We start from the raw sequence: 23,936 nt of genomic DNA on the forward strand, positions 1-23,936 counted from the left end.
GTTGCGGGCATCTGGGAGGCATGGACGTCCTTGTAAATGTGATGCCACAGGTGCATCGCATCAGTCGACGCGTCCTTAAAGCTTGGATCCGGTTGATACCGCTACGGGCTGCACGAGCAGCTTGTTGGCAGACACTGATACCGAGACTCCTTGCGCCGCGTACACAGCACTGAGCTCAGTGGCGGCCTGCTGCACGCTGGTGGTGCTGATATTCGAAACTGGTGCGATCAGGGTGTAGTCCGACGGCAAGTTGTAGGACAACTGCATGTTGGAGTCTGCGGCCCAACGCTCAAGCATTGTCTTCAGCGTGCCATCCATCGGCGTGGCCTGATACGTGTAGGAGGTGTAGAGCGGAATTTCGGTCGGGGCCTCGTCAAAGTGATTGACGTGCTTCCAGCGCCCGCCAAAGTCAGGAGCAGGCTTGGTCGCGCAGGCGCCAGCCAACATGGCAGCCGCTAACACCAATGACAGCTTGGACACATACATCGGATTCACTCTGACTTCTCCAACTCAGGAAATTTCGGGCTTGATGATGGGCAGCACTGCAGCCCCGCGCACCTAACAGTGGCGGAGCTATGAGGGCTTTGAGAAACCGGTTGGAAACGCGAGGCGCACATGACCCGCCCAAGCGGGCGAAGCAGTGCAGCGCATACGCGTAGACAAAGATGAGCACACAGAAGAACCATCCATAGCCTTACTCCTATACGACCCCGTCCGGCGCCGCCCCTTAACAAAAAATCAACAATGCAGGAATTTCGGGTAACTTTGCCTTTAACGGACACATGAGTCAAGAATTACCCATCCACACATGCACCCAAAACGTGATGGATATCACACTCTAATGGAAAGCGTTTTCACGTCCGTCTTGGGCAGCAGTCGCGCGGTGAAGTAACGATCTTCGTAGTAGCGGATCTTGTCGCACTTCACAGGATGCGGAATACCTTCATACAGGAACACTTCTTTCTCGTTGCCCATTGCCTTGAGCTCCTGGGGAAGCATCAGTGCACGCCGCTCTTCGGAAACACTACGGGTCGTCTCTCGGCCCCGGGTGATGTTTTTCTTCTTGATCGTCGTGTAACCCAGCATCTCCGAGTAATCGTTCGCGTCCTGCTGCTCGCGCGGCGCGTACAGGATCTGCAGCGCGTGGTTGGTGATGATGGTGCGCGACAGGTCTTTACCGTATGTCGCATCCAGCTGCGCCATGCTCTGGATGATCGGCAGCAGCCTGAGGTTGTACCCCGCCATGTACGCGACCGCGGTCGCGATGATGTCGACTTTGCCGATTGAGGTGAATTCGTCCATCAACAACAAGCACTGGTACTTGAGTTCCGGATTGGACTTCGGAAGCTCCCGCGTGTTGAGGTTGATGATCTGGCTGAAGAGCAGGTTGATGATCAGCCTGCTTTCGGCGAGCTTGTTGGGCTGGATGCCGATGTAGATGGTCATCTTCTTCTTGCGAAGATCGGTCAGCATGAAGTCGTCAGCACTGGTTGCCGCATCCAGTACGGGGTTGATCCATGCGTTGAGCGGCTCTTTCAAGGTGCCCATGATCGATGCAAAGGTCTCATCGGCTTGTGACAGCATGTTGGCAAACGCCGAGCGTGCGTTGCTGCTAAGGAATCTGCGCTCGGAGAGTGACTTCAGATATTTCTTCAGGTCTGTGCCATCTCCGGACGACAGCCGATAAATGCCGCCGAGCGTGGGCGCACCTGCGCCGCCCGGGAAGCCAAGTGACAGTTCCTCATCCTGGTTTTCGAACAGGTACAGCGCGAACGCCATGAACGCATTGCGCGCCTGGCTGACCCAGAATTTTTGATCGTCCGATCCGTCTGGATACAGCATGGCCGCGATGCTCATCAGGTCCGACACGCGGAACGCGGGATCGTTCGACACGTAGGTCAGGGGATTCCAGCGGTGGGTACGCCTGTCTTCCGCAAACGGATTGAAGAGAAAGACCTCATGCCCTTGGCTGGCGCGCCAGCCACTGGTCAGGTCGAAGTTTTCCTGCTTGATGTCCAGGACAACGATCGATTCCTGATATTCGAGCAGATTGGGGATGACTACACCAACGCCCTTGCCGGAGCGCGTGGGCGCGGCAAGGATCACGAATTGCTGCCCGCTTAGTCGCACCAGCTTGCCGTTGAACTTGCCGACGACAATTCCATTACCACTCGGCTTGAACAACCCGTGCTTGGAAAGATCTGCGGCTCCGGCAAAGCGCGCGTCACCATGCAGCGCACGTGGCTTTGGCTTGAGCACAAGCACAACCGTAATGGCCCAGACGATCCCCGGCAGACCAAAGCCGAGCACGCCAGCCATCTTGATCTTGGTCGCGTAAGGCGCCACTTCCGGCAATCCCAACGCGCTGACGTAGCGGTAGTAGGTGTCCCAGGAATACAACCCGGTATCGAGTCGCAACAGCAGCAATGTCAGATACCCGGACAGGGCATATCCAACGAGCAACGTCACCGCAGTGGCGATTGCAATTATTTTAGCTTTGGACACGCGACCCTACTCCTTAGGCTTACATCTCGACGGACGTCTAGCGACGGACAACCGGCTTGTGATCGATCAGATCTGACTTGCGCCCGCCGCTTTCGCTCTCGACCAGCGAGTCGATCCAGACCTTGGCTTGATCCAGGGAGAGATCCGGCGTTATCCGGGTACCGGCGTCTGTCACAACGGCATATGCCACCACCGTGTCAGGCGCGTAGATTTCTTCCCGGGTGATTGCCACCACACGGTATCTCCCTCTGGTCAGCACGGTGTGCTGATACTCGTCCATTGCCAGCCTTCCTTTCGTCAGCGCGGAAGCGATGCTAAAGCAAGACGTGTGATGGAGAAAGCGGTTTCAACAACGCTGACAGATCCGCAGACCAGCCTTATGCAAACGACGCGTGCCGATGGCTATATTGAGATCGCAACAAGATGATCGTGTTCAAACCACTCAAGTCGCCGTGCATCCGGACTTGGAGTGGTGGGCGGTACAGGGTTCGAACCTGTGACCCCTACCATGTCAACGGGATTCTAGGGGTAGCTGTAGTAAGGCATTAGCCTGCAAAGCCTTGATTAAACGTCTCATTGGATGCGAGTGCGTCCATATACGTTTGCTTTTTTGCAGGAGCGTTGCAGGAAGCCATGCCGAAGATCACCCGCGAGCCGCTGACGCGGCGTTCCGTCGATAGCGCGAAGGCAACAGGCAAAGCCTACCGGATGCGCGATGCGACCGTGCCGGGCCTGGTGCTGCGTGTCTCTGCCACTGGTGCGCGTTGCTGGGCCATCGTGTGGGGCCGCGGGCAGGAACGCATCTTCGGCGACTACCCCGCCCTGCCCCTCGAAAGTGCTCGCGAGCGCGCCAGGAAACTCGCCGGCGAGATCGCCGCACACGGCGCGCCGCTGGCGGTGATCGAGGCGGCCAGGCCGAAGCCGGCCACGCTGGGATCATTCGTGCGGGACCATTACGGCCCATGGGCCAAGGCCAACCAGAAGGCCGGCCAGGCCACCGTGGACGCGATCGCGGCCCACTTCACCGAGATCGTAGACAAGCCGCTCAGCGCCATCTGCGCGTTCGACCTGGAGCGGTTCAAGTCGCAGCGCCTGAAAGCCGGCATCAAGCCGTCGACGGTGAACCGCGATCTCTCCCGCATCCGTGGCGCGCTGTCGCGTGCGGTCGACTGGGGAATGATCGACCAGCACCCCATGCGCACGGTGAAGCAAGCAAAGGGCGCCGATGACAGCCGCGTGCGGTACCTGACGCACGAAGAGGAACGCCAGCTACGCGCCGGCCTGCAGCAGCGCAGCCAAGGCCGCGCCCCTCACCTGTTGCCGATGGTGCTGGTGGCGCTGAACACCGGCATGCGCCGCGGCGAGCTGCTCGGCCTGGACTGGGCAGACGTCAACCTGCCGGGCAAGCTCGTCACAGTCACCGTGGCCAACGCGAAGAGCCGCAAGGCCCGCCACATCCCCCTCAACAGCGAGGCACACGACACGCTCGCGCGCTGGCGCGAACAAGGCGCCGGCATCGGCCTGGTGTTCCCATCGCCCAGGACAGGCCGGCGCATGGACAACATCAGCAGCAGTTGGGAGGAGCTATGCGACACGATCGCCCTACCCGGCTTCCGCTTCCACGATCTGCGGCACACGTTCGCCAGCCGCCTGGTGATGGCCGGCGTCGACCTCAACACCGTGCGTGAGCTGCTGGGGCACTCCGACATCCGCATGACGCTGCGCTACGCCCACCTGGCGCCGGACAAGCTGGCCGAGGCCGTGGCCAGGCTCTGACCGCATCCAACCGCCGGCGGCGGACGGACCGATAAGGGAAATCCGCTATCGGCGATACCGGGAATCCCCGGTATCCCGGGCTTTACCTGCAATGCGGGTAATCTCCACCACCGGTGGGGATTTCCGCCGTTGGCGGAGATCTCCTCAATTTGAGGACATGCGGCGTGCAGGGCTTTTCCTCAACGTGAGGAGAAGGGGGGCAAACGCCATATCCGGCGTCTGGACCAACTGCCGGGATTCCGGCAGTTGCTGCTTTCCCACCACCGGTGGATAAGCCCGCCCAGGGTTCGAATCCCGGCATGTCCGACATACCCGGCATTGGCCGAGAAGCCTAGACAGGCTCGAACAGGCTCAGTTTCAACTGGCGCGCCCGCGTCTTAATCCACTTGCTATCTGCATCCGTACCACGCGCTTTTTCAATAGCTATTTCTCCCAACAAGGTGAAGAGCCTTTGCAGCTCCAATTGGTAGAGCTCAAGTACCTGGTCACCCTTCGTTACTTCTGATTGAAGCGCCACTGCATCCTGCGATCGCGGCTTGAGCTTACTTAGCCGCGCTTTGTTGTCCGCTTGGAATCTTTCAAGCGCGTGGACGACATCAGCCATGCGCCTATAGGCGTCATGTACGACCCGCTGAGGATCGATATCCACAGGTTCGCTGCGCTGCTCACCGAACGACTGTTCCAGACGATGGACGATCTCGGCGTTCATTGATCGACCTGCCCTGTCTGCCGCCTCAGCGATGCGATCACGCATCCCATCGGGGAAGCGAATCACAAATTTCTCTTGTGGCTGTATGGGCTTGTTCATGGCCGGAATTTTACGGGAATGATGGCTAGTTGACATTGATGGCTAATAGCCAGATGATGGCTATAAGCCACCACAAAACACCACAACGCAACGGAGCACAAATGATCAATCAGAGCCAGCCAATCAAACTCAGCTACACCGTCGAACAGGCCATTGCCGCCACCGGCATGAGCCGCAGCGCGTTTTACAAGGCAATCAGCAAGGCTGGATTGGTGACCTTCAAGCTGGGCAAGCGCCGCATGGTGTCGGCACGCGCGCTGCAGCAATTCATCGAGGCGCAGGAGAGCGAAGCATCCCGCCGGAGTCTTGCTTGACCCCGCAAATAGAAACGGCCCGAGCGCGCCAACGCCCGAGCCGTAGAAGACAAGCCCGAACCCTAACGAGGAACGATCAAGCCATGAGCACAACTGTACATCATCCGCGCGCTGCCGCAACTGGCAGCCACCCCTCCCTGCTGTCAGGCAACACCTACGCCACCAGGCCGACGCGCCGTGACCCGATCGCCTGCGACTGCTGCAACCGCCCGATCGGCTACTTCGAGAGCAACAGGTCGACCAGGGCGTTCGCGTTCGGCGAACTGAGCTGGATCCTGTGCCGCGAGTGCAATCGCAGCAGCGCCGAGTCCCATCCGGACGGCGAGCCGCGCGAGCTGATTCTGAGCTGGATCGTAACGCGCGCTGGCCGCTTCGGTCAGCAGTACCGCGATGCCGTGCAGGCGCAGTTGGGGTGGCAGGCATGAGCGGCCGCAAGCCCCAATGGTTCGGCGAATGCCCGGGCGTGCAATCGCAAATCGAGTTCGCCCTGCGCTTCACCCAGTGGATGCAGGCGCGCCGGCAGAAAGCGACCGCCAGCGAGATGATGGATCGGTGGGGCATGAGCCGCGCCACTGCCTACCGCTACAAGGCCGCCTATCGCGCGGTGAAAGGCGGTGATGCATGAGCGCCACCGTGCTGCCCTTCCCCTCTGCGCGCGTCGTGCGCCAGCTACCGCCCCGCTCTCCCAGCCGCGTTGATTTGCTGGTGGAGGCGTTAGAGCGCTTGGACGCCGATCCGAACAGCCCCTTCGCACGTCGGCGGATGCAGCTGCGCGCGCAAGCCAATGCAATGGCAACGAGTGAGCGTGATGCCCGATGAGTACCGCAAGCCAATCGCGGCAAACAAACGCGCCAAGTTCAAGGGGCGCAGCAAGGGCGCGCCGTTCCTGGCGATCGAGCACCGCATCGCTGACAGCGAGGAATTCGGCCGCCTCTCCGGCAACGCAGTCAAATTGCTGCTCGAGCTGGCCAGGCAATACCGACCCGGCAAGAACGGCGATCTCAGTATCCCGTGGTCGCTGCTGCACAACCGTGGGTGGCGCAGCAAAGCGACGGTACACGCCGCGAAGCTTGAGCTTCTGGAGTCTGGTTGGGTCGTCGAAACACGCAAGGGTGGCAAGCATCTGTGCAGTCTGTATGCCATCAGTTACTACGCAATCGACGAGTCAGAAAAGCACACAGAGCGGGCAACAACTCTGCCACTCAATCTCTGGCAGCAAAAACGCAATGCGTAGTCGCTATGTGGGCCAATCAGGTCGCTATGCGGGCCAATTGGCCTATGGATTAGCCCGCATACAGACCTCAGAGGTCGCTATGTGTACCAGTCGGGCGGTTATCCACAGCGGTTTGAGGTCGCTATGTGTACAGCTCTATAGATCTAAACCAAGCGGAGCGCATCTGCTCTGGCTTTTCGTCGGCGCCCACACAGGGAGGCAGCCATGAGCACTGAAGCATTGGCCTGGGCATTCGGCCAACTCGCACCCAGCCCTGACTCCAAGTTGCTGCTGGTGCTGCTGGCAGACAGCGCGGATCCCGATGGCCTTGTTCACTTGCCAGACCTCAATCGGCTGGCGACCTACTGCTGCACCGATGCGCTCGGCCTGCAGTGCGCACTGGCAGAGCTCTACTCAACCGGCATGGCAAGCAAGCGATGGGATGGCATCTGCCTGCCTGTGCCGCCCATGGACTACGGACGTACGGCATTGCGGAGGCGAGCATGAGCACCAGCACACACACACCAACTGACAGAGCCGCCTGGTTGGACACAGCAGCACGCGATGCATTGAGGGCGCACCTGCAACGCACCGGCGCCAGCAGCGAGGCACGCGAGGAAGCCGCAACGCTGCCCATCGCCACGGTGCTGCTCAGGCTTCCACGCGCCATGCGCTCGATCTTGGCCGCCGCCAGCCTGCTGCATTACGGCGAGCTGGTGCATCCCGGCCTCGCCGAGCCAGAGCCTACCCATTGGCGAGCACCGCGCCGCACTACGTCCGCCAACCACCGACGCGCCGGCAAGGTCGCCGCGTGCGGACCTGATCGATGACAGCCGAGCGGCCCCGGGGGGGCGTGCGAAAAATTCAAATCGCCCCCATCGGACACCGGCCGCTCAGGCAAATTTTTGCACCGTCAAAATTAGATTTTGAAAATATGGGGAGGCACTTTGGACCCTGACAGGCCCACCATGCATGGGGTTCCGCTTGATCGGGCCGCCGCCGAGTTGGGCATTCCCACTGGAACGCTACGGCGCTGGGTGCGGCAAGGCTGTCCGGTGGTCCACCGTGGCCACCGCGGGCGCGGCCATGCGGCGCTGGTCGATCCCGCAAAGGTGCTGCAATGGCGGCAGGCCGGCGAGCGCCAGCAGATTTACCTTGAGCTTGCCAGCGCGGTCCCCACCGTGATCGCGCACGCGGCATGCGATTCGATGCGCCTCGCCAACGGGATCGACAAGAAACGGCTCGCAGGGGTGCAGGCGGCGACCTGGTACGTGGCGACCAACGCTGTGCTGGATCACCTGCGCGAGCGCTGCCCCGCAGTGCCTGAACTGGCCGTAGTGCCGGACGAAATCGAGCAACTCCGGAAAATCGCACGATAGCGATTGATTTTAAGCGGCCTCGGTACGGTGGACCCATCAACTACCGGAGACGCCCCAGATGGACCCCATGCAGTTTGCTGCCCTTTCCCGCGCCCGCACCGCTCTCGACGTGGCGGTGGCCAACGAATGCAGCTCTGCCAGGGCAAAGGCGTTCGTCGAAATTGCTCTTGGCATGATGCTCAACGGCAAGAACTTCCGCACCGCCCTCGCCTCTCACCCGTCCGCGTTGGTCCAGAAGGCTGTGGCGGAATCCACTTTCGGCGAGGTGTGGCAGAACCAAAATGCTGCGGCACTGGCCGCTAGCTATATCGGAAGCATCGCTGAGGGCTCTCTGCTCGACCAGATCATCCCTTACGGCTCCGTGCTGCCGCTCAACGTCTCAAGCGTGCTGGTCGGCACGGGCTACAGCGCCAACGTCACCAAGGAAGGGGACCCGAAGGTGGTCAAGAACCTGCAGCTCGGCACGGAAGACGTGGAGCTGCAGAAGGCGGCCGCGATCGTGGTCATGACACAAGAACTGGTCCGCGCAATCGGCGGGCAGACCATCTTCGAAAGCGAGCTGCGCAAGAGCGTGACTCGCGCTATCAACTCTTCGGTGCTGGCGCAGCTGCTCGACAACGCACCGAGATATGTCGCGCCCAGCGGTGACCCTCTGGCCAATCTTCGCGCAGGCATGTTCGCTGCTGGACCATCGGATGGGTACGTGGTCGCCGCGCCGGCGGTGGACGTGATGGACCTCGCGACACGGCTGGAAAATCGCGGCGGCATGGGATTGCGCGGCGGCACCTTCATCCCGGGCGTGCAGGTCGTCGCGATGGACGAAATTGCAGACATGTACGTGATTCCGGCTTCGCGCATCGCCATCCGCGACCAGGGGCTCGAGGTGCGCAGCGCGGGCCACGCGCTGATCAGCCTGGCCGATACGCCGACGAGCCCAGCGCAGATGGTGTCCCTTTTTCAGACCAACAGCATCGCACTGCTCGCAGAGCGCAATTTCCACCTCGCCGCTGCATCCCCCATGGTGGTGGTGGGTGAGGAGCCTGCCCCGTGAGCCAACCATTGATCGGAACCGCCTACCAAGAGGCGCTGAAAGCTTTGGCCGAACAGGTGGCGCGCGCATACCGCGAGGACTGCTGCAGCTTCCACGTGTCCGCCGGCCTGATTCAAGGCAACACCATGATCGCAGTCACTGCCACGTTCGATGCAACCGGCACCGAGTGCTGGGTGCCGCTGGCTTTGGGCGGCGATCCCTGGACGGATGAGAGGCGCGTGCGCATCGAACACGATGCGCGGGCAGTGATCTCCCAGCGGCTCAGCATCGAAGAGGGTGTTGCTTACATCGTTCGGCAGTACATGCGTGGGGTGCTCGATGGGTATCGCTGATCGACTGATGTCGCTGGTCACTCGGCGCGCGCCGGCAGCCGCTACTGCAGTCGCACCACCCGGGGGCGGCGGCTGGCGCAATATTCTGGAGCCTTTCACCGGTGCTTGGCAGCGCAACCAGTCGATCGCCACGCCCAGAGAGCTGGAGACGTACAGCACGGTGTACGCGTGCATGTCGCGCATTTCCAGCGATATCGGCAAGCTGCCTTTCACGCTTAAGCGGCGCGACGCAAACGGCCTTTGGGGCGCTGACCGGCACCAGACCATCAGCCCGCTGCTACGGCGGCAGAATGTCTACCAGACGCCCGCGCAGTTCCGCGAGGCCTGGATCCTGTCTAAGCTCAGCCACGGCAATACCTACGTGCTGAAAGGCCGGAACAGCAGCGGTGCTGTTACGCATCTGTGGGTGCTGGACCCGAGTCGCGTGGAATCATTGATCGCCCCAACGGGCGACGTCTTCTACCAGCTGCGATATGGCCGGCCGGAGAACCTGTTGCCCGAAAAATATTCGGGCGATGAGCTGATCGTGCCGGCCACCGAGATCATCCATGATCGAGAGATGGCGCTTTTCCATCAGCTGATTGGTGTGGGCCCGCTAGGGATGGTCTGATCAACGGCATCGGAGGATGAGCCTAACCACATCGACCAGGCTGACGGCGCTCAGATCCTCGATTTTTTTGCCGTTTCCGGCGCGTTTGCAGGGTGTTGCCCGGGTTACAGGCGCACGTTCCCCATCGTCGGCAGTAACTGCTTTCGCTTCATCCACAGGTTCGATAGCGCAAACAAGGTCAGCACCTGCGCGGTGTTCTTGGCCAGGCCGCGATAGCGGACCTTGGTGTAGCCGAACTGGCGCTTGATCACCCGGAATGGATGCTCCACCTTCGCGCGCACGCTGGCCTTGAAGTGTTCCCAACGTCTTTCCCGAGCACGCTCGCGTTTGTTGCCGAGGGCTTGCATCGTCGAGGGCCTGGCGGCGATGAAGAATGCAGCCTTGCAGGCCTGCAGTTCTTCGCGTTTGTCCGCACCGGTGTAGCCGCTATCGCCGAACACGCTGTCTTCTTTGCCATGCAGCAACGTGTGCATCACCGTGACATCGGCGACGTTGGCGGCTGTGCAATGGACGTGGTGCACCAACCCGGAAAATTCATCCACGCCGATGTGCGCCTTCATCCCGAAATACCACTGATTGCCCTTCTTGGTCTGATGCATCTCAGGGTCGCGCGCGTTGTCGGCATTCTTGGTCGAACTGGGCGCCGCGATCAGCGTCGCATCGACGATCGTGCCCGACCGCAGGCTCTGGCCCTTGCGCGCCAGATGCGCGTTGACCGCTTCCAGCATCCGCGCGGCAAGGCCATGGGTCTCCAGCAGGCGCCGAAAGTTGAGAATCGTGGTCTCGTCCGGAACGTTGTCCAAGCCACCGAGCTGGGCAAACCGCCGCAAGGTCGGGATCTCGTGCAGTGCTTCTTCCATCGCCGGATCGCTCAGCGCATACCACTGCTGCAGCAGATGAATCCGCAACATCGTCGCCAGTGCGTACGGCTGCCGACCTGGCCGGCCCGATACCGGATAGTGCGGCGCGATCAGACCGAGCAGTTGCTGCCACGGAACCACCTGCTCCATCTCGGCCAGAAAGATCTCGCGCCGGGTCTGCTTGCGCTTGCCCAGGCCCTCAGCGTCACCGAACGTCAGTTGCATGGATCACTCCTCAACATCAGGCGGGTAGTGTCGCGTATCTGTGGTGCGTTGTTCAGAGGTTCCCTAGATGCAGCCACCTTGGCCGCGAACAAGAACATTCGCATCCAGCAAGACGCGACCAAATTTTTCACAAACGGAGCGAACCCGGGCGGCATCCTGACGGCACCTGCGGGCATGTCGGAAACCGACGCACAGGCGGTCAAGGAATACTGGAACACCAACTTCCAGGGGGCGAACGCTGGCAAGGTCGCGGTGATCGGCGCGGACATGAAGTTCACATCGTTCGCCTTCAAGGCGATCGACTCGCAGATGGTGGAGCAGCTGCGCTATTCCGATGAGCAGATCGCGCATGCATTCGGCATCCCACCGTTCAAGGTCGGCATCGGCAGTATCCCCGCCGGCATGAAGGTCGACGACCTCAACCAGATGTATTACGCCGACGCTCTGCAGGCGCGTATCGAGGCGATGGAGGACTGTCTGGACCAGGCGTTGGGCCTGGGTGATGAGATCGGCGTGGAGCTCAATCTGGAGCCGCTACTGCGCATGGATCTCGGCAAGCAGGCGGAAGTGCATGCAGCGCTCACCGGCGCTGGCATCGAAGCGCCCAACGAAGCACGCCGCCGCTTCGGGCTCTCTCCGCTCACTGGCGGCGACAGCGTCTACCTGCAGCAGCAGAACTACAGCCTAGAGGCCCTCGCGCGCCGCGACAGCTCCCCGGATCCGTTCGCCACCGGCGGCACCGGTGAGCGCGGTCTGAACCCTGCCCGCTTCCTCACCAGGGAGCTGCCAAGCGGCCAGCCGAAGCAGCGCGCCAAGTTCAACCACGACGATGGTAGCTGGGATGTGGAGATTGCTCCTAATCGCTGGCTGCATCGCATTCACTCCGCTCAATTCGAAAACTCGGAGCCGGCAAGATGATGGATATTCCCAAGGTCCGCACTGTCCGCCTCTATGGCGTCCTGAGGGCCAAATTCGGCAAGGAGTTCCGGCTGGCAGTGGCGTCGCCGGCCGAGGCCATCCGCGCGCTGTCAGTCCAACTGCCAGGCTTTCAAGCGTTCTTGATGGGCGCCAAGGACCGCGGCCTGACGTTCGCTGTATTCAACGGTCGCCGCAACCTCAACAAAGATCAGCTGCACGACCCGCCCGGAGATGACGCAATCCGCATCGCGCCGGTACTGCAGGGTGCAAAGCGCGGCGGCGTGTTGCAGACCATCATCGGCGCCGTCTTGATCGTTGCTGGATTCATCGCCATCGCCACACCTTTCGGCGCACCCCTCATCAGCGCGGGTGTCTCGATGGTGCTTGGAGGTGTCGTGCAGATGCTCTCGCCAACGCAGAAAGGCTTGGGCACGCAAGACAGTCCCGATAACCGCCCAAGCTATGCGTTCAACGGACCAGTGAACATGCAGGCGCAGGGCAATCCAGTGCCTGTGGCATACGGCGATACCTGGACTGGCTCGGCCGTTATCAGTGGCGGCATCTTCGCCGAGGACCAAGTCTGATGGGTACGGCTGGAAGTATTGTCGTTGATTTACTCATGCGGACCGGCTCGTTCGAGACCGATGCTGATCGCGCGAGCAAGCAGGTCCGCAAGTTCGGCAAGGACTCGCAGACCACCGCCGTCGAAGTCGGTGCAGCATTCGGCAAGATCGGTGGTGCAGTAGTGGGCGGCCTGGCAGTTGCCGGCACTGCTGTCCTCAACTGGACGCGGCAGCTGGCTAACTCGTCTGCTGAGATCGAGCGATTCGCCCGGCTGTCCGGCACCAGCGAGCAGACGTTCCAGCGGCTCGCCGCCGGCGCGTCGACGGTCGGCATCCAGCAGGACAAGCTGTCCGATATCTTCAAAGACACGCAAGAGAAGATCGGCGACTTTCTCCAAACGGGCGGCGGAGAGCTCACGGACTTTTTCACCAACATCGCGCCCAAGGTCGGGCTGACCGCAAAGGAGTTCCGCAACCTCAGCGGGCCAGAGGCGCTGGGCAAGTACTACAGCGCCCTCGAGAAGGCTGGCGTGCCGCAGGCCGACATGGTCACCTACCTTGAGGCGATCGCGAACGATGCCACGCTGTTGGCGCCGCTGCTGGCGAAGAATGGTGAGGGCTTCCGGAAGTGGGGCGACGAAGCCGAGCGGCTGGGTGTCGTTCTGGATGCGCAGACCACGAAGTCGCTGAAGGAGCTTCGCGTCCAGACAGCAGAGATGGATCTGGCGTTCCAGGGTCTGAGGAATCAGGTTGGTGCCGAGCTGTTGCCGCAGGTCAAGGAGCTGACGGCGTTCTTGGGTTCGGACAGCACCAAATCAGCGTTTGTCTCGATCACGCGATTCGTCGGCAGCTTGACTGCCGAAATGGCTGCCGGCGTCGTAATGGTGGCCAACTACATCGGCCGCGTAAGTGAGCTTCGGGCACTTGAAGGCGCAGACGCATCGGCTTTGGGCGATGCATCCACTGGTGGACTTAACGAGCAGCTGGGCGTGGTGTCTGCGCAGCGGCGACTCGTCCAGGCCGTTGAGCCGGAGTCGCTCAAGAAGCAGGAGCAGCTCAACGATCTGCTGCGGCAACAGCTGGCCTTGCAGCGTGAGATCACAAAGCGCAACCGGCCTGAAGTGAAGCTGCTGGAGAACGGCGCGCTGCCGGACGATGCGGCGCTGGTGCGGCCCACCAAGACGGCGACCTTCGAATACACCGACAAGGAGGCGGGCAAGGCTGCCGCTGAGCTGCAGAAGACTTACACCGCAATGTCGGCGGAGCTGGCCAAGCAATTGGCGCTCACCGGCCAGAACACCGAATACGCCAAGGTGCTGTACGAGCTCCAAAGCGGATCGCTGAAGGGCATCACCGGCGCGCAGGCGCAGAGCCTGCTGCAGTTGGCCGAGATCAAGGACGTCAACGAAGACATCGCGGCCATCTACGGCGCGACCGACGAAAAGGCCAACACCTACCTGGCGAGCCTGGAGCGCGAATTGGCGCTGCACGGGCAGATCGGCGAGGCCGCGAAGGTCGCCTATGACATCCGCACCGGCGCGTTCGGCGCGCTGAGCGAAGAGCAGGCGCGGCTGCTGGAGAGCTATGCCGTCACCAAGGACGCTATGGACGACTACGCGGCGATCTACGACGAGAGCTATGAAGCCATGATCGCCAAGACCAAGGAAGGCAACGACATGATGAAGGAGTTCGGCTTGGAGGCCGCTCGAAGTATGCAGGGCGCGTTCGCCGATTTCCTATTCGAGCCGTTCGATGAGGGGCTGGGCGGAATGGTCGAGGGCTTCGCCAAGACCATCCAGCGGATGATGGCCGACTTGGCCGCCTCGCAGCTACTGAAGGCCCTGGGCACGATGGCGGCGAGTTCCGGCAACAGCTGGGTTGCTGCGATCGGCGCTGCCGTCGCCGGTCAGCGTGCTGGCGGTGGCCCAGTGGCTGGCGGATCCATCTACGAGGTGGGCGAAGGCGGACGGCCGGAGATGTACGAGGCCGGCGGCAAGACTTACATGATCCCAGGCAACCAGGGTGGCCGCGTGGTGCCGATCACTGCAGGGCGCACCGTGGGCGAGGTGAACTCGGCAGCAGCTGGCGGCGTCACCGTGAATATCAGCAACGTTATTCAAAGCGACGGCACTACCACCACGACAACACAGGGCGACGAGAACGCAATGATGCGCGCGCTGTCGCAAATGATTCAGCCCGTCGTGGTGAATGTGCTTCAGCAGCAGATGCGGCCCGGTGGACTGTTCTCCCCAGGCGGACGAGGCAGGTAACAACGCAGTTTGCAGGACGGTTGCAGGACAACAAAAAGCCGGCTCATGGCCGGCTTTCTTCGTTTCCACTTTTGGCCCTGATTTCATAGGCTTGAGTGGTGGGCGGTACAGGGTTCGAACCTGTGACCCCTACCATGTCAAGGTAGTGCTCTACCGCTGAGCTAACCGCCCGTTTCCTGCGTCAGCATTGCGCTGTGCAGGGCGCGCATTCTAGCGCAGGGTTTTGCGGGCCACAAGCCCTCCCTGCACGTGAGCACCCTGCCCCGCCTTACGCCAGGCTCGCCGCCTTCAATTTCTGGATCTGGTCGCGAATCTGCGCTGCGGCCTCGAACTCAAGATCCTTGGCGTGCTGGTACATCTGCTGCTCCAGGCTCTTGAGCTTGCCGGCGATCTGGGCCGGCCCCATCGCGCGGTAGTCGACAGTGTCTTCGGCGATCTGACGTGACTTCGAACGACCCTTGCCGGCTTTCTTCTCGGCGGCATCCTCGCGCGCGCCTTCCATGATGTCGGAGATCGGGCGCTGCACGGATTTCGGCGTGATGCCATGTTCGAGGTTGTACTCGACCTGCTTCTCGCGACGACGGTCGGTTTCGTCGATCGCCGCCTGCATCGAACGCGTCATCTTGTCGGCATACAGGATTGCCTTGCCACGCAGGTTGCGCGCGGCGCGCCCGATCGTCTGGATCAACGAACCAGTCGAACGCAGGAAGCCCTCCTTGTCGGCATCCAGGATCGCCACCAGCGACACTTCCGGCATGTCCAGACCTTCGCGCAGCAGATTGATGCCGACCAGCACGTCGAATTTGCCAAGGCGCAGATCGCGGATGATCTCCACCCGCTCAACGGTGTCGATGTCCGAATGCAGGTAGCGCACACGAATGCCATGCTCACCCAGGTATTCGGTGAGGTTCTCGGACATGCGCTTGGTTAGCGTGGTCACCAACACGCGATCGCCGAGCTTGATGCGCTCATGGATCTCGGACATCAGGTCGTCGACCTGCGTGCCGACCGGGCGGATTTCGACCACCGGGTCGATCAGGCCGGTCGGGCGCACCACCAGCTCGGTGATCTCGCCTGCAGACTCACGCAGTTCGTATGGACCCGGCGTGGCCGACACGTAGATGCTGCGCGGCGAGCGCGCTTCCCACTCTTCAAAACGCAGCGGCCGGTTATCCAACGCGGAGGGAAGACGGAAGCCGAACTCCACCAGCGTTTCCTTGCGCGAACGGTCTCCCTTGTACATCGCGCCGATCTGCGGAATGGTCACATGCGACTCATCGATGACCAATAGCGCATCCGGCGGCAAGTAGTCGAACAACGTCGGCGGCGGTTCGCCAGGCGCCTTGCCGGTGAGATGCCGCGAGTAGTTTTCGATGCCGTTGCAGAAGCCGACTTCAGCCATCATCTCGAGGTCGAACTGGGTGCGCTGCGCCAGGCGCTGCGCTTCGACCAGTTTGTTCTGCGAGTACAACTGCTCCAGCCGTTCCTTGAGCTCCTCCTTGATCGTATCCACCGCACTGAGCGTACGCTCGCGCGTAGTCGCGTAATGCGTCTTGGGATACACGGTGTAGCGCTGCAACTTGCGCAATGTTTCGCCGGTGAGCGGATCGAACAAGGTCAGCTGCTCGATGTCGCCGTCGAACAACTCGATACGCAATGCCTCGGTGTCCGACTCGGCCGGGAAGACATCGAGCACCTCGCCACGCACGCGGAACGCGCCGCGCGTCAGCTCGAATTCGTTGCGCGTGTACTGCAGATCGCTGAGATGACGGATCAACTTGCGCTGATCGATGTGCTCGCCCACTGAGAGGATCAAGCGCAGCGACAAATAGTCTTCCGGCGCGCCCAGACCGTAGATCGCCGAGACCGTGGCCACCACCAGCGAATCGCGACGCGACAGCAAGGTCTTGGTGGCGGACAACCGCATCTGCTCAATGTGCTCGTTGATCGAACTGTCCTTCTCGATGAAGGTATCCGACGACGGCACGTAGGCCTCGGGTTGGTAGTAGTCGTAGTAGCTGACGAAGTACTCCACCGCGTTGTTTGGAAAAAACGACTTGAACTCGCCGTACAACTGCGCCGCCAACGTCTTGTTCGGCGCCATCACCAGGGTCGGCTTCTGCACCTGCTCGATCACGTTGGCGATGGTGTAGGTCTTGCCCGAGCCGGTCACGCCCAACAAGGTCTGCTTGGCCAGGCCTGCTTCGAAGTTGGCCACCAGCTTGTCGATGGCTGCCGGCTGGTCGCCGGCTGGGGAGTACGGGGATACGAGCTGGAAACGGTCGGTCATGGAGCGAGTCTCGGGGGAAGGCTGCACGAATTTACGGAGGCCAGCGTCGGTAAAACTCTGACACTCATGCAAGTGGAGACAGCGTTACCTGGCAGGCAACCAATGTTGAGACTGCTTGCTCCACCTGAAGGGGGAAGCGCCATGGATGCAGCAGCTCATTCGAGCGCGAAAGGGTACACCGCAGTCCAGTTGCTTATCGTGATGGCGATCATCGGAATCGGCGCAGCCATCGGCATGCCCAGCTTTCAGGGACTTCTGGAGTGGCAGCGGGCAACGACACGGGTGCACTTGCTGACTGCACACCTTGCGATGGCGAGAAGTCTAGCCGTTACCCAGGGCGCGCCAGTCAGCATTTGCCCTTCTGCGGACGGCACAAGTTGCCAATTAGATCGCGACTGGAGCTACGGATGGATTCTCTTCAAGGATCCGGAACGCGACGGGCAGCCGCCACATGCCGCGTCGATCCTGAGAGTGGAACACGTCTCCGCCACCGGCGGCATCGACATCACCAGTACAGTTGGAAGGTCCATCGTCCGCTTCCTGCCGAACGGCCGGAGCAGCGGGACAAACATCACCATCAGCCTATGCAGCAATGCCCGACGACTCGCTGACGTGGTGGTCAACAACTCCGGAAGAGCACGCACCGTGCGATACACCAGCTCCGTGAGCTGTGCAGCCCGATGAGCGGGCAACAAAAAGCCGCGACACGTCGCGGCTTTTTGAACATCTTGGCGCCCGAAGTTGGACTCGAACCAACGACCCCCTGATTAACAGTCAAGTGCTCTAACCGGCTGAGCTATTCGGGCGGGGAGGCGAATTGTACCGACCTTCCTGGAGGTGTGCAACATCTTTGCATACGGCCTTACCAGCAATCTGACAGCGTGCCAGTTTTGCGGCCGGCCTGATCGATGGTCAGCGTTCCGCACTTGTCTTTCGACTGTCCAGCCCTAGGAGCAGCCTGAATCACAAAGGTAGACCGGGTCCGGTCACCAACGAACGACACAGCGTAATGTGCGGCAGTTAGGGCGCTTGCCTCTCTGGGAGACCAACCAGCTGGCAGCGCATATCCAACATAGGTGTTGTTGACGGTCCTGAAGCGCTCGGCCAACTGGGCGTATTCGACTAGGTCCGCCTTTGCCTGCCCCCGTCGCGCCTTGCGCACCTGCTCTTGGTATGACGGATAAGCCACCGCAGCTAGGATTGCGATGACGGCAACCACGATCATAAGTTCGATCAAGGTGAACCCTTGAGCCGACCGAACCCGCGTGGGCAACAACTTCGTGTTCTTGAGCATTCGGATCACCTCAGTTGTCGCCAGGACTGGCGCCCGCAAGCACGCAACATTGAAATCGACTTCGTCGGATCACTTGGATCAAGCACCACTTCGCTGCAGCGCGAATCAGCCGGAGCTCCCGGCGTCACGGGCAGCGGGCATCCTGGCGCACCTGGGGTGCAAAAGGCTGGACCGCTGGGAACGGGGCGCGTGATTCCAATACTCTGGTTTGGTGCGTCACCACCTGTAGCAATCGCGCCTGTACCTGTTCCACCGGCCTTAGATCCACTGGCAAGCGTGACGGTACCGACCGCAGCGCCACCGGTCGTCGCGTCGAGGATATAAAGCCAGTTCGTGCCGCCGGGATTACAGTTGACACTGACGCCAGGCACATAGGTGGGGAAGAAAACGCGCCCCCCCTGGATCGACGGAGTACCGATGAAGCGCTCGCCCTTTGGATCCTGCTTGTCCACGACCAAATCGATATACCACCCGCGACTGGTGAGATAGTTCACCGGGTTGCGCGTAATTTCACGACTGCTTGCAGCACTCCCCGCAGTTACTGAGATTGTTTGTTCGACCAGACTACTGCGCCCGGCAGTAGTCACAGCCGCGCCATTGTCCCAGATGCCATACAACGCACCCACATTATTGCTTCCATTATCACCGACGACAAAGTAGCGCCCTGTTCCGAAATAGACCATGTATCCGGTACCCGGACCAACCGCCACCTCAACGCCGCCGGTAATGGGCTGGCGATTATCAGCACTGTCACGTGCGACAAATAGCGGAAGCGGGTTCTTCGAGCCATCCGTATAAGCGACTGCCCACTTGGCTGTGTCATTGCCACCAAGATTGAACTTCCACATATTACCGTGCAGGTCTCCACCATAGACGGTATCTACCAAGCCGTCGCCATTGGTATCGACCACTGCGAGATTACCCAAGCCGTTATATCCAAGATTGGAGATACTCGTTGCAGTGGCTTTATCAAGATCGTCTCGCACTTCGATCTTCTTGATCACCTCGCCGGTAGCGAGATTGACCACAAAGAGGACCGCCCTCCCATTGGCGCTGTTGTAGCCGTTTCCGAAGATCGCTGCCCATGTTCCATTCTGGAGAGGCACAATCTGCGGCTTGCCCATGGTGAAACCCATGTCGCCATCGCTGGTACTGTTGAGCTCCCAAAGCACATTGCTGGCAGCAAAGGTTTCCGGCGCAGTCACGTCGAGCGCGAAGATCGACCGGCCACCCGCACCGGTACCGCCCACCAGGACCGAGCGCCAACTGTCATTGATTAACGCATCACCAAGCGTAAGCTTCCCGTCGACGTAATAGCGATGCTGATAGCTACGGTCCGCCAGGTACGCCATTTGATTCAAGACGCCATTAGGTAGATAGCTAAACTTTTCGGCACCGGTATCATCGAAAGCGTGCAGCATGCCGTCGTTCGCCCCGACAAATACATTTTCGCGCGCTGACGAAGCAGTACGCGTACTCACAAAAGTGGCATATGTGCTTCGCGCGGAGTCGGAAAGCCCGGTAGCCGCAGCCCAACCGTAGTTGGCGCGACGCGTGGCAATGACCGGCGACGAATTGATGATGTCGCCTAATGGCCCGCTCCGCCGACGGAACGGCGCGGTGTCAAGCGTTGTACCTTCCATCGATTTTTCGCCGCGCAGATAGTTGACCAGCTGTGCGGGGGTCACCTTGCCACCGAAATTGGCGGTCACCTGTCCCGCCGTATAGCCGAGCTTGTTAAACATGTCCGACGCGTCCTTATTAGAATCCCCACTCGTCTTTGCGATCAGATTAGAGGCTTCGAAAAGACGCACCGCAGATTCACGGTTGGCACTGGTGACATTGGAAAGCGCTGTAAAAATCTTTTTCTTGGCAACACCGGCGCTATCAGTTGGCATGGCAGTGCTCGCAGACCACAAGACATTGCCCAGCGTGCCGTTTTGATTGACCTGGTACGCATTCAGATTGCCTACCCAGTCCTGACCATCGTTCGTGGTTGAGTAAGTGGGGACCACGCCAAAGGAACCCGCCGAGACTCGCGCGCCCGCAAGAGCGATCGAGCCGCTGCTGCCTGCCTGATTCTGGATGGAGTCGAACGCCTTGCCGAGCTGATTCTTGAGATCAAGCGGATTGCTGACCAAGAAATAGTTGGTTGGATTGCCGTCCGTGTCCACCGTTACACCCTGGTCGTTACCGTACTTGGCTGCATACCATAGTGGATCCTTCAACAATGTGGCACCAGCGGTTGTCCCGACCGAGAAGGCGCGCGTCGTGGTCGGCGGCAACCCTGTGCAATCCGAAGGCATAGATGCCGTGTTGCAGTAACCAGGAGCACGCCCTGGCGGCGTGTTGAAGCGATATGCGGTCTGACTGGCACAGCTATTACGCGTGCCATCATTCGCGGTGCCGTCCCGCAAATCGCAGATCTCAAGGTAGACGCCATCCTGAGTCGTACCTGAGATGACATAGCCCATGTGCTGGATGTAACTACCGGCGGCATATTCGGATTTGAGCGTCACCTGAAGTTGATTCGTCTGATCTACCGACAAGGTGTAAAGCGCAATGGCATCCATATCATGATCGGCGCCCTGCTCTACGTCTTCGTAATTGATCCGGAACTCCGCATAAGGACGTCCTCCATTGAGGTTTGCGTCGTAGTCTCTGCCGGATGTGCCGGACGTATTGGCAACGCGTTGGACGTAAAAGTCAACGATCTGATCGGTAGGCTGGAACGCGCTGGTAGCAGAGATCGCGCCACCGCCCACGGACTTAGCAAAAGGCACCAGGGTCACGCGCCCGTTACCGACGGGAAAATCAAACTTGGGCAATGGCGATGCCAGCGCCACCGAATAGGTTCGGACACGCTTGTCGCCCCCGATCTTGTTATTCGCACCGTACCGCGCAACGGCCGCCGAATAGTAAGTACCCTGCTTACTGGGTTCCTCGGGCGCAAGCCCACGCAACGTGGACATATTGGACGCGACCTTGGGAGTGGGCGCATTGTCCGCCACCCCATTGGATTCACCGATGAATATCTGACGACTCCCACCGCCTTCAGCTTGCCAGATAGCGTTCGCTTCAGTGGAAACATTCAGCCCTTGCAGTGAGGCTGGATCGCCGGAACCACTGATGGCAGACCAATTTGAACCAGGCAACTTGAAATCGTAGGAGGGGTTGATATCGCTCAGCACCGTCATTGTCGGCTGTGCGCATGTTGGATAACCGCCACCGCCGTCTGTCGTCCCCTTGTAGGGCGATATCCAATTCGGTTTGGAAAGTTGCAGCGTGGCGACGTCCGGGGAGGTGGCAGGAATGTCATATTCCGTACGGGGACCACTTGCACCCCCGAAGTAGCGGAGGGTTTCGTACATCATCTCGCCCACCGGATTACCCCACATCCAGCACTCACCCGCCTTGACCGGACGGTCAACGATCCATCCACAACCGTAGGTGTAATTGCTGTACGAGAAATCCAGCGTACGGAACGTGCTGATGGTGTGCACAATTCCCTTGACATCCCCATTAGGGCAATTGGCGTTAAGACAGAATTGCCCGGTGTTCGGATTCACCTCGCGCGAGAAGCTCGCCATATTGCTACGTAGAATGCCGCCGGCGGTATTACTACCATAGGAGCCCGTCAACAACCCGAAGTACATCCGGTCGGTTTCACCGTAGTCGTGCAAGATACCGGTCGGCTTGTACGAAGAATTGTTCGCGTATACTTTGCACGTTGAGTCACGCAAAGCGGCATTATCCGGACACACCTGTACGCGCAATGGAAATTCAGTCAATGCAGTGGCGCCACCCTCAGGCGATCTCTTCCAGTAAAGTTGCCAATTATCATCTCCGGTGCCTTCCTGATGCCGAAACCTCAGCGTGTAGGTGCCTGCGTTCAATGCAATGGAACCAGAATGTGAATTGAGCGAATCCACACTGCTATTTTGTCCATGACCGCCATACCAGCCCACGACGACCTTTCCATCAACCTGCACTTCCACAGCGTCGTCGCCGTTGACCGCAAACTGATAGGTACCCGAAGAAGGAATGACGATATTTCCAGAGAATTGCGTTGAATAATTATCCTGCCTACAACTATTAGCTTGCGTAACAAAGGGGTTATTGTTAGCACCACTCTTATTAATATCAGCTACTGAACCAGTACCACATAACTGAGACCGCCCAAACCCATCAAAGTTCGCCATCATCTGGGCTGCATCATTCGCTGTAGAATTAGACCGCCAAGTGGTCATCGTAAGGTTGCGATAGCTTGACGCAGGGACCAACTCCCAGTTTTCAGTCGAGGTTAGACAATTCACTCTGGTACTATTCACCGTGAAACAATCATTACCTGCAACCGGGCGTTCAATCGAGACCCAGTTCCATATCCGGTATGTCGAATTATTCAGGACCCGCATCTGCGGGATGCCATTGTCAGATAGTGTAGTGACAGCGAATAGGTGGTAACGCCCAGAAGCCGGTTGACTGAGCGGCGTATAATTAGAGATGTCATAGCCATCCCGAGCAACGCTCGCATACTCCTTCCCCCAGCTGTGAGCATCCTGTGGCGTGAAGGAAGCCCTCAGAATCGTCTGGGTCGTCGTGTCTGTGTCTCGGTAACCACCGAATAGCACTTTACGGAGAGCATCCATTCGCGAAGTGGTGACGTAGTTAAGAAAGTCGCCACTCCATGCACCAGAACACTGCTTCTTGTTATCCCCCGTCGCAACGGAACTCGGCTGAAACATATCGCCAGCCGCCCGATAACAGACGTTCGAGTTGTAGTAGCCGTAATAGGTGATTTGATCCGGCTTGTAGCCGACATCTAGGACGCGGTCGTTATTCAGATCAGAAGCGTCGTTGTATGCCTCGTAGTACAACTTGTGATCCCGCCCCATGACCAGCATATTGAGCGGCGGAATAACATTACGCGTAAACAGTGGTGCTTGCGCAATATTCAGTGGGCCGGGAGCAGAGAAGCCGGCCTGGATCAAAAAACCCAGGGCAACAAGGACGCCAACCGGGATGAGGTATTTCAATAAAGTGGTTTTCATGATCAGGGCCTGACGAAGATCGTGTCGACAGCAGATAGTGACGAGGAGGCTTCCACCGAGTCACGATCACGGCTAAATACAGTGGTTCTGAACATATTGCAGCCACTTTCGGATTGATCTACACCGCTACCAGCGCTGCACTGTTGGGTACAGATACTGATGTTGCGTGTCCGTACGACTGAAACAACGCTATCTCCCACTCCTTGCGCCCATGCCGCAGGATCATAGGGGACCTGACAGTTCTCATAGTCGTATTCAAGGCCACTGTTAATTGATGCCTCTCGCTCACGCACGCGCAGTTCAGCCTGCTGAAAAGCAGCGTTGGCGGCCATATAATTGGATGACATCCGTTCTTGCATCGTTGCGACCTGCATGCCGACGATGCCAATCAATGCCAACAAGATCAGCATGATCAGTGCGACATAAAGCACGGCGCCCCGCTGAGCAGCAATGTTGCCGAAAGAAGGAATCTTCATC

The 23,936-nt window shown here is 59.8% G+C and carries 25 protein-coding genes and 2 tRNA genes; 16 read left to right on the plus strand and 11 right to left on the minus strand.

Annotated elements, in window-relative coordinates; all coding sequences use genetic code 11:
- Window positions 1-75 precede the first annotated feature (75 nt).
- The 3 genes from NMB96_RS20060 to NMB96_RS20070 form a co-directional block, all read right to left on the minus strand.
- Window positions 76-486, minus strand: coding sequence for a TcpQ domain-containing protein (locus tag NMB96_RS20060; RefSeq protein WP_006449256.1), 411 nt, complete (start codon window positions 484-486; stop codon window positions 76-78).
- Between the two features lie 345 nt (window positions 487-831).
- Window positions 832-2,505: a type IV secretory system conjugative DNA transfer family protein gene (locus NMB96_RS20065; RefSeq protein ID WP_255085483.1), complete on the minus strand. Its 1,674-nt coding sequence runs from the start codon at window positions 2,503-2,505 to the stop codon at window positions 832-834.
- A 37-nt stretch (window positions 2,506-2,542) separates the two neighbouring features.
- Window positions 2,543-2,785: a hypothetical protein gene (locus tag NMB96_RS20070; protein ID WP_023904420.1), complete on the minus strand. Its 243-nt coding sequence runs from the start codon at window positions 2,783-2,785 to the stop codon at window positions 2,543-2,545.
- 353 nt (window positions 2,786-3,138) lie between these two features.
- Between NMB96_RS20070 and NMB96_RS20075 the strand changes: the two genes are divergently transcribed.
- Window positions 3,139-4,281, plus strand: coding sequence for a site-specific integrase (locus tag NMB96_RS20075; RefSeq protein WP_255085486.1), 1,143 nt, complete (start codon window positions 3,139-3,141; stop codon window positions 4,279-4,281).
- Window positions 4,282-4,612: 331 nt separating this feature from the next.
- Here NMB96_RS20075 and NMB96_RS23635 read toward each other — a convergent pair whose 3' ends face one another.
- On the minus strand, window positions 4,613-5,089 hold the full coding sequence (locus NMB96_RS23635; RefSeq protein WP_425520898.1) for an Arc family DNA-binding protein: 477 nt from the start codon (window positions 5,087-5,089) through the stop codon (window positions 4,613-4,615).
- A 38-nt stretch (window positions 5,090-5,127) separates the two neighbouring features.
- On the opposite strand from NMB96_RS23635, the gene NMB96_RS20085 reads away from it, so the two are divergent.
- From NMB96_RS20085 to NMB96_RS20135, 11 genes are all read left to right on the plus strand, one after another.
- Window positions 5,128-5,403, plus strand: a complete 276-nt coding sequence (locus NMB96_RS20085) for a helix-turn-helix domain-containing protein (RefSeq protein ID WP_255086997.1) — start codon at window positions 5,128-5,130, stop codon at window positions 5,401-5,403.
- 83 nt (window positions 5,404-5,486) lie between these two features.
- Window positions 5,487-5,828: a hypothetical protein gene (locus tag NMB96_RS20090; protein ID WP_255085488.1), complete on the plus strand. Its 342-nt coding sequence runs from the start codon at window positions 5,487-5,489 to the stop codon at window positions 5,826-5,828.
- Entirely contained in the window at window positions 5,825-6,028 is a 204-nt protein-coding gene (locus NMB96_RS20095) for a helix-turn-helix domain-containing protein (protein WP_255085489.1), read from the plus strand. Before NMB96_RS20090 ends, NMB96_RS20095 begins: the two co-directional genes overlap by 4 nt.
- Complete coding sequence (locus NMB96_RS20100; protein WP_255085491.1) at window positions 6,025-6,222, plus strand: hypothetical protein; 198 nt, start codon at window positions 6,025-6,027, stop codon at window positions 6,220-6,222. Before NMB96_RS20095 ends, NMB96_RS20100 begins: the two co-directional genes overlap by 4 nt.
- Entirely contained in the window at window positions 6,212-6,637 is a 426-nt protein-coding gene (locus NMB96_RS20105; RefSeq protein WP_255085493.1) for a hypothetical protein, read from the plus strand. The genes NMB96_RS20100 and NMB96_RS20105 overlap by 11 nt, the downstream gene beginning before the upstream one ends.
- 204 nt (window positions 6,638-6,841) lie before the next feature.
- On the plus strand, window positions 6,842-7,123 hold the full coding sequence (locus NMB96_RS20110; protein ID WP_255085495.1) for a hypothetical protein: 282 nt from the start codon (window positions 6,842-6,844) through the stop codon (window positions 7,121-7,123).
- The gene (locus NMB96_RS20115) at window positions 7,120-7,446 is read left to right on the plus strand and encodes a hypothetical protein (RefSeq protein WP_255085497.1); all 327 of its coding nucleotides are present in this window, start codon (window positions 7,120-7,122) and stop codon (window positions 7,444-7,446) included. Before NMB96_RS20110 ends, NMB96_RS20115 begins: the two co-directional genes overlap by 4 nt.
- Before the next feature lie 138 nt (window positions 7,447-7,584).
- The gene (locus tag NMB96_RS20120; protein WP_255085498.1) at window positions 7,585-7,995 is read left to right on the plus strand and encodes a terminase small subunit; all 411 of its coding nucleotides are present in this window, start codon (window positions 7,585-7,587) and stop codon (window positions 7,993-7,995) included.
- A 58-nt stretch (window positions 7,996-8,053) separates the two neighbouring features.
- Window positions 8,054-9,046, plus strand: coding sequence for a hypothetical protein (locus NMB96_RS20125; protein ID WP_023904428.1), 993 nt, complete (start codon window positions 8,054-8,056; stop codon window positions 9,044-9,046).
- A gap of 8 nt (window positions 9,047-9,054) precedes the next feature.
- Window positions 9,055-9,378 (plus strand): hypothetical protein, encoded by a 324-nt coding sequence (locus NMB96_RS20130; protein WP_023904429.1) that lies wholly within the window; start codon window positions 9,055-9,057, stop codon window positions 9,376-9,378.
- A gap of 7 nt (window positions 9,379-9,385) precedes the next feature.
- Window positions 9,386-9,988: a phage portal protein gene (locus NMB96_RS20135; RefSeq protein WP_255085499.1), complete on the plus strand. Its 603-nt coding sequence runs from the start codon at window positions 9,386-9,388 to the stop codon at window positions 9,986-9,988.
- A 104-nt stretch (window positions 9,989-10,092) separates the two neighbouring features.
- Here the strand turns inward: NMB96_RS20135 and NMB96_RS20140 are convergent, their stop codons facing one another.
- Window positions 10,093-11,073 (minus strand): IS5 family transposase, encoded by a 981-nt coding sequence (locus NMB96_RS20140; RefSeq protein ID WP_183086593.1) that lies wholly within the window; start codon window positions 11,071-11,073, stop codon window positions 10,093-10,095.
- Window positions 11,074-11,151: 78 nt separating this feature from the next.
- Here NMB96_RS20140 and NMB96_RS20145 point away from each other — a divergent pair, with 78 nt between their 5' ends.
- From NMB96_RS20145 to NMB96_RS20155, 3 genes are read left to right on the plus strand one after another with little or no spacing between them, the layout of a single operon-like run.
- A complete protein-coding gene (locus tag NMB96_RS20145; protein ID WP_255085500.1) occupies window positions 11,152-11,991 on the plus strand; it encodes a phage portal protein in 840 nt (279 codons plus the stop codon).
- Window positions 11,988-12,575 carry a tail assembly protein gene (locus NMB96_RS20150; RefSeq protein ID WP_255085501.1) on the plus strand — a complete coding sequence of 196 codons (588 nt, stop codon included), beginning with the start codon at window positions 11,988-11,990 and terminating at the stop codon, window positions 12,573-12,575. The genes NMB96_RS20145 and NMB96_RS20150 overlap by 4 nt, the downstream gene beginning before the upstream one ends.
- A gap of 35 nt (window positions 12,576-12,610) precedes the next feature.
- On the plus strand, window positions 12,611-14,824 hold the full coding sequence (locus NMB96_RS20155) for a phage tail tape measure protein (protein ID WP_052334185.1): 2,214 nt from the start codon (window positions 12,611-12,613) through the stop codon (window positions 14,822-14,824).
- Window positions 14,825-14,920: 96 nt separating this feature from the next.
- On the opposite strand, the gene NMB96_RS20160 is transcribed toward NMB96_RS20155, so the two are convergent.
- Window positions 14,921-14,995: transfer RNA gene (locus tag NMB96_RS20160), tRNA-Val, on the minus strand.
- Between the two features lie 97 nt (window positions 14,996-15,092).
- The gene (uvrB, locus tag NMB96_RS20165; RefSeq protein WP_023904433.1) at window positions 15,093-17,114 is read right to left on the minus strand and encodes an excinuclease ABC subunit UvrB; all 2,022 of its coding nucleotides are present in this window, start codon (window positions 17,112-17,114) and stop codon (window positions 15,093-15,095) included.
- A gap of 141 nt (window positions 17,115-17,255) precedes the next feature.
- Between uvrB and NMB96_RS20170 the strand changes: the two genes are divergently transcribed.
- On the plus strand, window positions 17,256-17,798 hold the full coding sequence (locus NMB96_RS20170; protein ID WP_043889299.1) for a GspH/FimT family pseudopilin: 543 nt from the start codon (window positions 17,256-17,258) through the stop codon (window positions 17,796-17,798).
- Between the two features lie 45 nt (window positions 17,799-17,843).
- On the opposite strand, the gene NMB96_RS20175 is transcribed toward NMB96_RS20170, so the two are convergent.
- The 4 genes from NMB96_RS20175 to NMB96_RS20190 all read right to left on the minus strand — a co-directional run bounded on the left by NMB96_RS20175 (window position 17,844) and on the right by NMB96_RS20190 (window position 23,935).
- Window positions 17,844-17,920 (minus strand) — tRNA-Asn (locus tag NMB96_RS20175).
- Between the two features lie 56 nt (window positions 17,921-17,976).
- Window positions 17,977-18,408, minus strand: a complete 432-nt coding sequence (locus tag NMB96_RS20180) for a type IV pilin protein (RefSeq protein ID WP_043889300.1) — start codon at window positions 18,406-18,408, stop codon at window positions 17,977-17,979.
- A gap of 5 nt (window positions 18,409-18,413) precedes the next feature.
- Window positions 18,414-23,459 carry a PilC/PilY family type IV pilus protein gene (locus NMB96_RS20185; protein ID WP_255085503.1) on the minus strand — a complete coding sequence of 1,682 codons (5,046 nt, stop codon included), beginning with the start codon at window positions 23,457-23,459 and terminating at the stop codon, window positions 18,414-18,416.
- 2 nt (window positions 23,460-23,461) lie between these two features.
- Window positions 23,462-23,935, minus strand: coding sequence for a pilus assembly PilX family protein (locus tag NMB96_RS20190; RefSeq protein ID WP_043889301.1), 474 nt, complete (start codon window positions 23,933-23,935; stop codon window positions 23,462-23,464).
- Window position 23,936 lies beyond the last annotated feature (1 nt).

This window comes from Xanthomonas hortorum, assembly GCF_024339125.1.
GTDB lineage: Bacteria > Pseudomonadota > Gammaproteobacteria > Xanthomonadales > Xanthomonadaceae > Xanthomonas > Xanthomonas hortorum.